We start from the raw sequence: 14,008 nt of genomic DNA on the forward strand, positions 1-14,008 counted from the left end.
AACAACGAAAGAATTAAATCAAATCTAAACAAAATGAGCCCGATAAAATATCGAGCTCATTATTATCAAAATTAAGTTTAAATTTGTCTAACTTTTTGGGTGCAGTCTAAATTGAGCTGCTTTTTTTATTCCTTTATGATTTCCTTTATAACCCATTCCTTTTGTTTATTTGAATAAAAACAAAAAACTTTTTTTCGATTAAAATAGTCAAAAACCTCTAAGTAAGCGTTTTCTTGTGGTTTGTCTATTAAAACCCTACTTAAACTAATAACTGCTAAACTAGTATTATTCCTAACTTCTCCTTCAAAAATGGAATCAACAGGAATTGTTTTAATATTTACAGAACAACTCAAAAAATCACTATTATAAACTGCTCTTGTACCTAAAGAATCATATAGAGGGAAGAAATAGTTTTCGGTTCCTTTAATTTCATCTGAAGAAATACCCCGTAATGAGGCAACTATTCCAAAGGTTACTTTTTTATGTTGAGGTATTAGTTTTATAAAATTAGACCTATATTTTTGAATTTCATTGTTTGTCCTTAGCCATTCTTTTGCATTAACAGTATTTATACTATCTAATTCCTTTTTGGAAATGATTTTACTATGTGTTTCATACGGTGGAGGTAGAAATACAGGTTGTTTTTTGTAATAATCTTTAATTATATCAGGCAACACATCGCACAATACTTCTGCTTCCAGTTGTTCGTAGGTTTTATCTATTGTTTTTGTCTTTTCTTTACAATTGATAAAAAACAAGGATAGTATTAAAATAAAAGTACCTTTTCTCATAACACAATATTAATAAGAAAAGGTACTTCAAAAATTAAGCCGAATTTCGACTCGCATTGATATTTCCAAACAACGATCGGGTTACGATTTTTTCATAAACTGCAATTTGATTTTCATCGGGATTGTCGCTCTCTTTTAAGGCTTTAATTTTTAATAAAGCATATTGCTGTATGGTGAGCAAGGGTAACACAATTTTTTCACGCATCGCTACCGAAGCCTTTCCATCGGGATAATTTTCCATTAATTCGGTAAAACCAGATATTTTCAATAACAATCGTTTCGTTTCCAAATATTCGTCATGAATAATCGTCCAGAACGCACCATATTCAGGATCTTTTTGCATATAAGCCGTTAATGGGAAAAACGACTTACTCAAAGCCATCATACTATTTTCTAATAACGTTTTAAAGAATAAGGAGTTCTTGTATAAATTTTGAACATCTTCCCAATTTCCATTTTCTTCAAAATATTTTAAAGCTGTTCCTACACCAAAAAAACCAGGTACGTTTTGTTTCAATTGACTCCACGAACCTACAAAAGGAATGGCTCTCAAATCGTCTAAATTGAGTTGGGCCGATTGTTTTCTTTTCGAAGGGCGACTTCCAATATTGGTTTTAGCATAATAATTTAAGGTACTCATGTTTTCCAAGTAAGGAACAAATTTTGGGTGCTTTTTGAAATCGATATATTTTTGATAACTAATTTCCGAAAGTTTCTGCATCACTTCTTTCTCTTTTCCTGTCAAATGATTTTCTTCATGATGAAAAACCTGATTGTTGGCTCCAGCACTTAAAAGATTTTCCAAGTTGTAACGACAAGAATCTAGGGTGCCGAAATTAGAGCTAATCGTTTGTCCTTGAATGGTCAATTGAATTTGCTTGTTTTCTATTTCTGGGCCTAAAGAAGCATAAAACTGATGCGTTTTTCCACCACCACGCGCTGGAGGACCACCACGACCATCAAAAAAGACCACTTTAATGTTGTATTTTCGAGACATGGCTGAAATAGCCGTTTTGGCTTTATAAATTCCCCAGTTGGCCATTAAATAACCACCATCTTTGGTACCGTCAGAAAAACCAAGCATAATGGTTTGTTGATTTCCTCTTCTTTCTAGGTGCTCTTTATACGTTGGATTGGTATACAATTGTTCCATAACAACATCTGCCTTTTCCAAATCATCTACACTTTCAAAAAGAGGCACAATATCTACTGGAGGATTTTTCCAATTGGTCAAACGAAATAAAGACAAGGCTTCCATCACATTTAAAGCGCTTTCATTATTACTAATAATATAACGATTACAGCCTAATTCACCGTTTTTTTCTTGAATGGTTTTAATGGCTCTTATAGAACCCAATGTTGATTTGGTACCTATTTCAGAAAAATCATCTTCATTTAAATTTGCAGTAACCGTAGATAAAATTTCAATTTTTGCAGCCTCATCTAATTCATTATAGTTTACTGAAAATAAGGCTGGATTTTTGGAAATAATATCTTGGAAAACCGCCTGATGAATTTTACTGTTTTGTCTGATGTCTAAAGTAGCAAAATGGTATCCAAACACACTTACTTTATTGAGTAAATCTTCAATCTCATCTAAATACAACGATTGGTGTTTGTGAATCAAAAGGTCTTTCACCTTATTTAATTCGGTCAATAATTCTTCTTTGGAAATGAATACGGTTCCTTCCGAATAAAATACGGATCGATACAATTTATTTTCGATAACATTGATTACTTCTTCTACTCCTGAAAAGGTCAATTTTCTTTTTAATTTTCGAATATCTAAATAATAACATTTCAAAATAGCGGTTCGTAATCGGTCAGCAACTTTTAAAGTGATTTCTGTGGTTACAAATGGATTTCCATCACGATCTCCACCAGGCCAAAAACCGAGATTTAAAATATCATTTTGCAATACTGATTTTTTCTTAAAAATATTCTTTTGAATGTATTGCATCATTTCTCCAACGGTAGGATAAAAAACATTTTCCAAATACCAAATTAAACTTACCGCTTCGTCAAAAGGAGTTGGTTTTTCCTTTTTTATAAAAGGAGTTTTCCCTAATTGGGCCAACAATTCTTTGATGGAATTCAAATCATTAATTTTAACCGCTTCGGTTAAATCGGTAATAATTCCTAAAACAGAGCCTGGATAAAATTGGGTTGGATGCGCTGTTAAAACAGTTCGTACCTTAAATTCGTTCAAAAAAGCAATTAATTCTTCTTTTTTAAAACGTTGTTCTGCTCTTTCTTTCATACTACGTAGAGAACCACTTCCTTCTAAATTGTTTACCACATCAAAAGCTGCGTCTTCAATAGCATCAAATAATACCACTTGTCTTTCTACATATTGAATAAAACGAAACATTAAATCTATCTTCTCTTTTTCAGAAGCGTTTTCGAGGTATTTTGAAGTGAAATTTTCAAAAATCTCATCGGGACTATGATTGTTTTTATAGCCTTGCTGACAAACATCTGAAAACAGCGGTAATAAAACGCCTGTATTGTTAATTTCATCATAAGGAAGCGTGATAAAAATACTGTTGTAAATATTAAACTTGGAAGCTACGTTTTGTTCAAAACGCTCTAGTTTGGGTAAAGAATACATTGCGAATAAATTTGTTACTAATTTACGGTAATAATTTTAAAGAATTCCTACAAACACAGTTACAAATTAAACACATTGTTATTTTTTTATGAATTTTTCAAATTAATTCAAATATTTTTCCTGGTAAAGGCCGTATTAGCCCTTTTAATTCCATATTTAATAAAATCGATGAGGTTTTAAAAACGGGAAGCGCACATTCTAAGGCAATCGTATCAATTGATTCAGAAATATGGGTTTGTAAATAATTGTATATCTTTTGTTCTTCATCCGATAAAGTAACAAATAATTGTTTTTGTATGGCTTTTGGATTCGTTTTATGTTTGGCTTTGATTTCCCAATTTAACATATAAAGGATATCGGCAGCACAAGTAAGTGTATGGGCACGTTGCGTTTTAATGAGATTATTACAACCTTGACTGTATTTATCGGTAGTTCTTCCTGGTACTGCAAAAACATCTCGGTTATAATCATTTGCGATTTGTGCGGTAATTAAAGAACCTCCTTTTTCTGCACTTTCAATCACAAGTGTCGCTTCACTCATTCCAGCTACAATGCGATTTCTTTTTACAAAATTTTCTCTATCGGGTTTTGAATTGCTCCAAAATTCGGTAATAAAGCCACCATTTTCTTCCATTTTAACCATATATTTTTTATGATTTTTGGGATAAATTTGGTTTAAACCATGTGCTAAAACACCAATAGTTTGTAGACCCAATTCCATAGCAGCTTGATGTGCAACGATATCTACACCATAAGCAAAGCCACTTACAATTATGGGTTGTAAAGGCATTAATTCTTCGATTATTTTTTTAGTCATTTCTGAACCATATGTCGTCACTTGTCGCGTACCCACAATGCTAATTATTTTTTGATTCTTGAGCTTGATATTTCCAGAAGTGAATAATAGAACAGGTGCGTCAAAACATTGGTTGAGTCTTTCAGGATAATGATCATCTAAATAGTACCAAGTTGAAATGTTTTGGTTTTCGATAAAAAGTAACTCTTTTTCCGTCTTTTGAAAAATGATGGGGTCTTGGAGGTTTTTTAATACGTTTTTACCAATACCTTCAATTTTAGCAAGAGTTGTGGTTTTACTTTTAAAAACAGCTTCCGCGGAACCGCAATTTTGAATTAGTTTTTTGGCAAGAATATCACCAATTCCTTCCACTTGCAATAATGCAAGCGTGTAGTATAAATCGTTTTGTAACATGGCGTGTAATAAATAAATGGCTTATATAATACACAAAAGTAGGTTTAATTTTGGAATAACCAAATCGAATAAAAAAAGGTATCTTAAATTAGATACCTTTTCATTTTAATTCTTTTTTAATGCTTCAATTCTTTTTTCAAGATTCTTTTTAGCTAATTTTTGAAGATCTTCCACCGAATCGCTTTCGTCCATAATTTCTAGACCTAATAGCGTTTCAATTACATCCTCTTGTGTGACCAAACCGCTAAAAGAACCATATTCATCTAAAACTGCAGCCATGTGATTTTTATTTTGGATTAATTCTTCAAATAATTGAGGAATCGGTTGGTTTCTTTTGGTTAATACAATAGGTCTTTTTATGGATTCGAGTGTAGCCTCACTATTATTGTTTATGATAGCATCTAATAAATCCGTTTTAAGAACAAGACCTATAATATTATCTGATGTATTTTGGTAAATAGGAATTCTAGAAAAACGAAGTGTTTTATTGTCATTATAAAAGGAAGCAATTGAGGTTGCTCCATTGGCAATTTTTACAACAGTTCTAGGCGTCATAATGTCTTTTGCAAAAACAGATTCTAAGCTTAGTAAATTTTTTAAAACTTTAGATTCGGATTCTTTAAAAACCCCTTCTTTTTCGGCTAAATCTGCCATAGCAGTAAAGTCATCCCTACTTAAAATAGAAACATGCCCAGAACCGCCAATTAATTTTGTAGCTAGTTGCAATAACCAAAGAATACCTGTTATCTTTAAAGGAAACATCAAAAAATATAAGGTACTAGTCGTAAAAGAAGCTAAAGGTTTCCAAAATTTAGCTCCAATGGTTTTTGGGATAATTTCAGACAGGATTAAGATTAAAAAGGTCATAATGGAAGAAACGATTGCAACCGCATTATTTCCATTACCAAATGTTTTCTCTGCTTGAACTCCCACTAAAATAGCGCCAACAGTATGTGCTACTGTATTGAGGGTTAAAATCGTAATTAAAGGTTTGTCGATATCACTTTTTAGGGCTTCTAAACGCAAGGCAAATGATTTCCCTTCCCGTTTGTTTACGGTAATAAATGTGTGAGTAACACTTAACAAAACCGCTTCCAAAATGGAACACAAAAAAGAAAAGAAAATAGAAGTGACTGCGTAAATAATTAATAGTGTCATTAATTGAAATTTTAAAATTCTAAAGTAAGCAATAAAAAAGAGAAAGCAAACTAAATAATAGATTCCTCTTAGAAAATAATCATTATTTTAATAGCTTCACGATATCTTTTGCAAAATAACTCGCAATGATATCTGCTCCTGCTCTTTTCATCGCGGTGGTTTGCTCCATCATAATGGCATCATGGTCTAGCCAACCTTTTTCAGCCGCAGCTTTTATCATGGAATACTCCCCCGAAACCTGATATACTGCTACAGGTACTTCTGACATGTTTTTAATTTCTCTAACAATATCCAAATAAGCTATACCGGGCTTTACCATTACAATATCTGCTCCTTCTTCAATATCCATTCTTGTTTCTTTGATTGCTTCTGTTCGATTATGAAAATCCATTTGATACGTTTTTTTATCTTTAGGAATATCAATTAAATCCACTGGAGCAGAATCTAAAGCATCTCTAAAAGGGCCATAATGTGCAGAAGCATATTTTGCACTATAACTCATAATTCCAGTATTGATAAAGTTTTCTTCTTCTAATAATTCTCTTATATCTAAAATGCGTCCGTCCATCATGTCGCTTGGAGCTACAAAATCGGCACCAGCTTGCGCATGAGATAAAGCCATTTCAGCTAAAAAATTAGAAGTACTATCATTTGCAATTTGACCGTTTTCGATAATCCCATCGTGTCCATAAATGGAATAAGGGTCTAAAGCTACATCGGTCATCACAATCATTTCTGGAACAGCATTTTTAATGGTTTTAATAGCACGTTGCATTAAGCCATTTGGGTTTAAGGCTTCAGCACCTTTATTGTCTTTTAAATTTTCAGGAACTTTTACGAAAAGTAAAACCGATTTTAGGCCCATCGCCCATAATTCTTTAACCTCTTTTTCAAGTAAGTCTAAGCTATATCTGAAATAATTAGGCATGGATGGAATTTCATCTTTTATTCCTTTTCCCTCAACCACAAAAAGAGGTACTAAAAAATCATTGGGTGTAAGTATCGTTTCACGAACCAACGCGCGTAGGTTTTCACTAGTTCTTAATCTTCTGTTTCTTCGTAATGGGAACATATAATATTGTTTTTTAGAAGTATTATGATTGTATTTCTATATAAGAATTTCGTTCACAAAGTTAATGAAATTAGTCTAAAATAAAGGTTTTAACAAGCTTTAATACCAATGAAAACTTAAAAATTTAAATTATTAATAGTAAGTTTGCAAAATGAAAAAAATGATACTTTTATGTGGGTGTTTCCTTTTAACCAGTTGCTTTGAAATAACGGAAAGAATAAAGCATCATAGTGATGAAAGTGGCGAATATAGTTTAAAGGTAGATTTTTCAAAATCTTGGATTCGAACGCGATCTGCAATTTGGTTAGAAGAAGTTGATGGAGTAAGTATTCCAAGTGAAGACGATATAAAAAATAAATTGGTTGATTTTCGAACAAAAGCTTCAAAAATTGAAGGTGTTTCCAATATTGCAACCACCTATAATTTCAAATCGTATATTTTTACAATTACTTTTCAATATAAGAACTTAATTGCTTTAAATGCGGTTCTAAACAGCATGAATACTGATGATCCCATGACTCATTTTAGTATTTCTAAAGAAAGTTTTTTTCAGCGTTCTGCTTCGTATCCTATTCCTAAAAATTTGGTAAATAAAGAAGATAAGAAAGAGGATTTAGAAGACGCTCATATTACTACAATTTATACATTCGATAAAGAAATTTCTAAAATTTCAAATCCAAGCAGTAAAGTTTCAAAGAACAAACAAACCGTTTTTTTAAAACATAATATTTATAATGTTTTAAAAAACAATACTTTAATGAATAATACAATTTATTTTAATCCATAATTATGAAAAAACAGTTGCGTGTTTTATTACTATTAGCCAGTACTATTGTTTTTGGTCAATCTACTCCTGATGAGTTAGATTATTTTATTCAATTTAATGGAAATCAGTTTTCTAAAAAAGTAACCTTAGATGAAATATTAAATCATGATGCTTTAAAAAAGATTACCAATTCCAAATCTGATTTTAATATTAAAGAATACTTGTCTTTTGTTAATTTGGATAAAAATACTGTTATTCATGGAAATTATACTTCGGACAGTCGTCCTTTTTATCAAATTACAATTCCCATTAAAAACAGTCAAGACCTTAAAAATTTTATCATAAATCAAATCAGTAATAAAGGTCAGGATTCAATACCTCCGTCTGTAGTTGAATATGAAAACTATACTGTTTATACAAATCCGAAGGAGTCAGTATCAATGGCATGGAATAAAGAATATTTGATTTTTATGGAGTTTCTTAAACCTAGGTTAACTCATGATAATTATTCGAATTTATATGACATTCCCTATCCAGATTATGAAGAGCCAGTTGTAGTGGAAGAAACAGAAGAAATAGAAGAAGAAGTTGTAGTAGAAGAAGAATCGCCTGCAGAATGGGAAGAAGAGGGTGAAGATCCAGTTGTTTTCATTGAAAATTATGATTATGAAAAGGAAAATGAAGCGTATTTGAAACAACTAGAAGCAGAAAGACTAGAGCGCATTGTTTTACAACAAGAACATATTGCTTTCTTGTTTGAAAATGGTTTTAACGTACCAACATCCGATAAAATTACAACTAAAGCAGATATTTCGGCTTGGATAAATTATCAATCTGTTTTCAATTCTATAAAAGATTTTTCAGGCATTATACAATCGATAGCAAAAGGATCTAGAGATTTTAGTACAGATGATATTGATAGTTTTATTAAAGGAGTTAATTTTAATATGTATTTTGATAATGACCAAGCGAGAATGGAACAAATAGTAGAATATTCCAGTCCGTTAGCTTCTCTTATGAAAAAAGTAGTCAATAGAAAAGTAAACAAGAATATTTTTAAGTATTTTCCAAATGAAGCGCCTTTAGCTTATATGAGTTATCATATTAATTCGGAAGAAGCATTAAATGGTTTTCCAGCGATTACGGCACAAATGTATCCAGAGAATAAATTCTTGCAAAGAGAAGATTTAGAATTACTAACTGATTTTATAGGAACACTGTTAGATGAAAAAGCAATTGCTTCTTTAATGGATGGTGATTTTACATTTTTCTTGCATGATATTTCACAAACTGAATATACGTACACTTCCTATGAATATGATGAAAATTATGAAGAGACTGCAATTGAAAAAACAGATACAAGGAATACTCCCATTTTTACATTTGTATGTACTTCCACACACAAAACAATGGGTCAAAAGTTGTTGAATTTAGCTGAAAGAAAAGGAGGTCTTATAAAAGAAAACAACTATTATAAGGTTAGAGGTGTAGAAAATGAGTTAGGAGATTTAAGAATTCTAAAAGATGGAGATGTTATGGTAATAACCAATGGATTTAACTACATCAATCGACCGAATGCTTCACTTAGTTCGCAATTCAAACAACAAATGAAGTACAATTTTGCCTTTGGTAACTTAAACATGAAAGATTTGATGGCACAATTAGCAGCCAAAGAACATTCTAATAAAGATAAGGATAAGATGCACAAAGTAAGTGAGCAATTTGAAACGTTACAGTTTCAATCGTCTAAGAAGATTGAAAACAACAAATTACAAATTGAGATGAGTTTGCATTCTTCAGCTGCCGATAAAAACATCATTTTACAAACCTTAGATTTAATTTCTATTTTGAATAATTAAAATAGAATGTAGTAAAAGCTAAAAACCGTATTTGTCATTAAACAAATACGGTTTTGTTTTTTAGAATATTTTCTTTTCAAGTAATTCAAATACTTTTTTTATTTTCTTATTTTCTTTAAAACGATAGCCTACAAAAAAATCGATATACAATTTGGAGTTAATTAATTCAGCGGTTTTGGAATTGTCGTATTGATAATCTCTAAAATTTACTTTAAACCCACCAAATAAATTCTTGTTATTATATCCTAATGCTAAATTTAAATCCAAATTAAAATTCATATTAAGAGATTTTATGATGGTTTGTTCATCGGTTGCCTTTTCGTAATAATAACTTCTTGAATTATTTAATCCGATTCCTGGATGTGCTCCTAAAGTGGCAAACCATTTTCTACTTAATATGAAATTATGCATGTAACCGTATTGAAACAAAGCATCAAACGAATACACTTTCAACAATGATTTCTCCTTTTCATCCACTCTTTTCGATTTTAATGTATTGAAATAATAACCAATAGAAGGGATAAAACTTCCTGCATTTCTAACTTGCCTTTCAGTCATGTTTTCAAACGCCCGATATGAAAAATTATTATTCATTATGTAAAATGTTTTTCCACCAATAGTTCGAATTTCTAGTTGAGGATAAACATCTAAAGGAGTAGATTGTAGTGGACTTTCTACATAAAACCCACGTGTATTTTTAAAATCGACTTCCTGTCGCAATCGATCGGTATAAAAAAATTTAAAACTTAAATCCAAGGTTTTGGTTTCGCCATAAACGGATTCATCTTTCGCATAAAAATTGGGCGAATAAGAAATGAAAAGGCCTAGGAATTTATAATCAAATGAAAAACGCAGTTTTGTTTTTTGGTTGGGAACAAATTTACTTTCGTTTCCAAATGCGCGATTCAAATTAGGAATGGAATAGTTGTCTACATCACTATTCAAATCTATTTTGAAAATCATTTTATCGAAGTAATTTATGCGATATTCTGGATTGTATTTGTGGTTTTTTGCGTGTAAAATTGCCCCTTCATCTTGAGCATAAAGACGAAAACAAAGTATTAATATGAAGCCAAAATAGAATTTCAATTGCTTCTTTTTATATCCAATCCTTCGGATTTTCTAGTACTTCAATTAGTCTTGCTTCGTTGCTTCCCTCTTTCGGATGGTAATTATAAACCCATTGTACATGAGGAGGCAAACTCATTAAAATACTCTCAATTCTACCATTTGTTTTCAACCCAAACAAAGTACCTTTGTCATGTACTAAATTAAACTCAACATAACGACCTCGACGAATTTCTTGCCAGTTTCTTTGTTCGTGAGTATAACTTAGATTTTTTCTTTTTTCAACAATAGGTAAATAAGCGCTTAGGAAACTATTTCCAACTTCGGTTACAAACGCATACCAATTTTCCATAGAAAAGGTCTCCGTTTCTTTGCAATAATCAAAAAATAAACCACCGATTCCTCTAGCTTCATTACGATGCGCATTCCAAAAATACGCATCACATTGTTTTTTAAATTTTGGATAGAAAGTTGGATCATGTTTGTCACAAGCGGTTTTACAAGTTTGATGAAAATGAATAGCATCTTCTTCAAAAAGGTAATAAGGGGTTAAGTCTTGACCGCCACCAAACCAACTGTTGATAATAGTTCCATGCTCATCATACATTTCAAAATACCTCCAATTTGCATGAACGGTTGGAACCATTGGGTTTTTAGGATGAATGACTAAACTTAATCCACAAGCAAAAAAATCAGCTTCACCTACATTGAACAATTTTTGCATTGAATCGGGTAATTTTCCATGAACAGCAGAAATATTAACACCTCCTTTTTCAAAAACAGTACCGTTTTCAATCACACGAGTTCTTCCACCACCACCTTCAGGTCTTGTCCATAAATCTTCTTTAAAAAATGCATTTCCATCGGCTTTTTCTAAACCTTTGCAAATTTGATCTTGTAAATGTTGTATGTATGCGTAAAATTTATTTTTCATGTTCTCAGTTTTCAATCGCAATTTTCAGTCGCAGTATCTGATTACTGAGACTGAAACTGCCTACTGTTTATACTCTTTAACCGCTTCCACAAAGGCTTTTGCATGATCCACTGGAATATTTGGTAAGATACCATGGCCTAAGTTTACTACATAATTGTCTTTTCCAAATTCGTCAATCATTTCGTGCACCATTTTCTTAATCACAGGAATTGGAGATAATAATCTCGAAGGATCAAAATTTCCTTGTAACGTTTTCTTTCCACCTGTTAAATATCTAGCATTTCTTGGAGAACATGTCCAATCTACTCCAATGGCAGCTGCTTTGGATTTTGACATATCATTTAAAGCAAACCAGCATCCTTTACCAAATACAATTACTTTAGTTTCATCGGCTAAAGCTTCTACAATTTGGTTAATATAGTACCATGAGAATTCGGTATAATCTGCAGGTGAAAGCATTCCACCCCAAGAGTCAAAAACTTGAACCGCATTTACACCATGCTTTACTTTCTCTTTTAAATAAAGAATTGTAGTATCTGTAATTTTTTGTAGTAATTGATGTGCTGCAACTGGGTTTGAAAAACAAAAACCTTTGGCTTTATCAAAACTTTTGGAACCTTTTCCTTCTACTGCATAACAGAAAATAGTCCATGGAGAGCCTGCAAAACCGATTAAAGGAACTTCATTGTCTAACTTTTCACGAGTCATGTCTATGGCATCCATAACATAACCCAAAGTTTCATTAATATCTGGGATAAAAACGTTATCTACGTCACTCGCTTTACGAATTGGATTTGGTAAAACAGGACCAATATTATCTTGTAATTCCACTTGTATTCCCATTGCTTGCGGTACCACTAAAATATCTGAAAACAAGATAGCTGCATCTGGTTTTATAATGCGAATAGGTTGTACTGTAATTTCTGATGCTAATTCAGGAGTTTTACAACGGGTGAAGAAATCATATTTTTCTTTGATAGCCATAAATTCTGGTAAATATCTACCAGCTTGACGCATCATCCAAACAGGTGGGCGCTCCACTGTTTCATTATTTAAGGCTTTTAAAAACAAATCGTTTTTTATCATTATTTTTTATTTTTTAAATATCTGATTCTGGTTTTGATTCTAAAGATTCTATTAATATTAAGAATTATAATAATGTATTACCTCTTCGATTACACTTTCAACAGAAGGTTCATTGGCAATAATAATTTTATCAGTCGCTATAGAAGTACTGTTTTTTTCTAAGCTTTGAGCTGTAGTATTTCCAATACAAAAACAAACTTGATTTTGAATGGTGTTTTTTTCCAAAAAACTTTCTACAGCAGATGGACTAAAAAATAAAATGGCAGCTGTTTCCAAAACAATTCGTTTGGGTTGCAAAATTGTTTTATAGGTGGTAATTTCTTCTAATCGAATTTTTTTATCTAAAAGTTTTTTGGGTAAAATCTCTTTGCGCAAGTTTCCAGAGAAAAAAGTAAATGTTTTTTGAAAGTACTTTTCACAAATGGTTTCGGCTAGAGTATTGGCATCTTTTTCATGACGTATTACATGAAATCCATTTGTTTCCAAAAGTTTTTTTGTTTTTTCACCTACACAAAAACAATCTTTATCTTTTAAGGCTTCAATATTTTTACTTTTTAAAACGCTCTTAACAGCATTTTTACTCGTAAAAATAAGGCATTCATTAATTTTATTTCCAACAAATTTCAGCCATTTGATTTTGATAAAGTCGGCATGAATGAGTGCAAATTTTTTTTGATCAAATAAAGCAAGTTGTTTTTTGTTAAGTTCTTTTGTACTTAAAATAACCATTTATATTTTTTTATTTCTCAAATCATATTCTTCTTGACCCATACAGTAATTTTCGATGTCTTTGTTGTTTCCGTAAACCACTAAAATATCATCTTCTTTCACAATCGTTTCTGGATTAGGTCTTCCAATAGATTCCTTCACTATTGTTTTTTTACCAATTAAGTTACGTTTTTCTTTCTTACGAATGATAGTAACTAATGTTAAGCTATACTTGTCTACAGAGTCTAATTCGCCTAAAGTTTTGCCATAAAATTCTTTTTTAGCACGTACTTCAGAAATTGTAAAATTGTTATCCAATTGGTAATTTTCTAAAGTAGATTTAAAATTAATTTGTTTGGTTAAACGATCTGCAGAATCTTGTTCGGGATGAATGATACTGTAAATACCCATGGCTTCCAAAACTGTATCGTGTATGGGAGACAACGCTCTACTGATGATTTTCACATCACTTAATTTTTTAATAATCGCAGTAGTTATAATGGCAGCACCTTCATTCTCACCTATGGCTACTACTACTTTATCTGAATCTTTTAGAGGAACAGCATCATAGGCTAATTCATTGGTGGAATCCATACAAATGGCATGTGAAATTTTATCTTTTACTAAATTCACTTTATCCATTTGTTTGTCTATTCCAATCACTTCATTACCTGTTTCTGTCAAACTTAAAGCGAGTGACATTCCAAAATTTCCAAGTCCAAAAACAATTATTTTCATTTGAAAT

Annotated in this window: 12 protein-coding genes; 2 read left to right on the top strand and 10 right to left on the bottom strand. The window is 31.4% G+C overall.

Translation table 11 applies throughout. The features are described from left to right. Positions 1-125: 125 nt before the first annotated feature. From FHG05_RS10035 to hemB, 5 genes are all read right to left on the bottom strand, one after another. Positions 126-791 carry a hypothetical protein gene (locus FHG05_RS10035; protein WP_140997891.1) on the bottom strand — a complete coding sequence of 222 codons (666 nt, stop codon included), beginning with the start codon at positions 789-791 and terminating at the stop codon, positions 126-128. Positions 792-825: 34 nt separating this feature from the next. Continuing rightward, the gene (locus tag FHG05_RS10040) at positions 826-3,402 is read right to left on the bottom strand and encodes a phosphoenolpyruvate carboxylase (RefSeq protein ID WP_140997892.1); all 2,577 of its coding nucleotides are present in this window, start codon (positions 3,400-3,402) and stop codon (positions 826-828) included. Positions 3,403-3,499: 97 nt separating this feature from the next. Beyond that, on the bottom strand, positions 3,500-4,612 hold the full coding sequence (gene dprA, locus FHG05_RS10045) for a DNA-processing protein DprA (protein ID WP_140997893.1): 1,113 nt from the start codon (positions 4,610-4,612) through the stop codon (positions 3,500-3,502). A gap of 105 nt (positions 4,613-4,717) precedes the next feature. Continuing rightward, positions 4,718-5,770: a CNNM domain-containing protein gene (locus tag FHG05_RS10050; RefSeq protein ID WP_140997894.1), complete on the bottom strand. Its 1,053-nt coding sequence runs from the start codon at positions 5,768-5,770 to the stop codon at positions 4,718-4,720. 82 nt (positions 5,771-5,852) lie between these two features. Further along, on the bottom strand, positions 5,853-6,842 hold the full coding sequence (gene hemB, locus FHG05_RS10055; protein ID WP_140997895.1) for a porphobilinogen synthase: 990 nt from the start codon (positions 6,840-6,842) through the stop codon (positions 5,853-5,855). Positions 6,843-6,993: 151 nt separating this feature from the next. Here hemB and FHG05_RS10060 point away from each other — a divergent pair, with 151 nt between their 5' ends. Both FHG05_RS10060 and FHG05_RS10065 read left to right on the top strand, forming a co-directional pair. Next, positions 6,994-7,629: a hypothetical protein gene (locus tag FHG05_RS10060; RefSeq protein ID WP_140997896.1), complete on the top strand. Its 636-nt coding sequence runs from the start codon at positions 6,994-6,996 to the stop codon at positions 7,627-7,629. Positions 7,630-7,631: 2 nt separating this feature from the next. After that, positions 7,632-9,467, top strand: coding sequence for a hypothetical protein (locus FHG05_RS10065; protein ID WP_140997897.1), 1,836 nt, complete (start codon positions 7,632-7,634; stop codon positions 9,465-9,467). Between the two features lie 60 nt (positions 9,468-9,527). Here FHG05_RS10065 and FHG05_RS10070 read toward each other — a convergent pair whose 3' ends face one another. From FHG05_RS10070 to FHG05_RS10090, 5 genes are read right to left on the bottom strand one after another with little or no spacing between them, the layout of a single operon-like run. Beyond that, positions 9,528-10,556 (bottom strand): DUF4421 family protein, encoded by a 1,029-nt coding sequence (locus FHG05_RS10070; RefSeq protein WP_140997898.1) that lies wholly within the window; start codon positions 10,554-10,556, stop codon positions 9,528-9,530. 10 nt (positions 10,557-10,566) lie between these two features. Further along, a complete protein-coding gene (hemF, locus tag FHG05_RS10075) occupies positions 10,567-11,469 on the bottom strand; it encodes an oxygen-dependent coproporphyrinogen oxidase (RefSeq protein WP_140997899.1) in 903 nt (300 codons plus the stop codon). 60 nt (positions 11,470-11,529) lie between these two features. Next, positions 11,530-12,555: a uroporphyrinogen decarboxylase gene (hemE, locus tag FHG05_RS10080; RefSeq protein WP_140997900.1), complete on the bottom strand. Its 1,026-nt coding sequence runs from the start codon at positions 12,553-12,555 to the stop codon at positions 11,530-11,532. 57 nt (positions 12,556-12,612) lie between these two features. After that, positions 12,613-13,284 carry a uroporphyrinogen-III synthase gene (locus tag FHG05_RS10085; RefSeq protein WP_140997901.1) on the bottom strand — a complete coding sequence of 224 codons (672 nt, stop codon included), beginning with the start codon at positions 13,282-13,284 and terminating at the stop codon, positions 12,613-12,615. Continuing rightward, a complete protein-coding gene (locus FHG05_RS10090; RefSeq protein ID WP_140997902.1) occupies positions 13,285-14,001 on the bottom strand; it encodes a potassium channel family protein in 717 nt (238 codons plus the stop codon). Between the last annotated feature and the right edge of the window lie 7 nt (positions 14,002-14,008).

It is taken from the genome of Flavobacterium profundi, assembly GCF_006491645.1.
GTDB lineage: Bacteria > Bacteroidota > Bacteroidia > Flavobacteriales > Flavobacteriaceae > Flavobacterium > Flavobacterium profundi.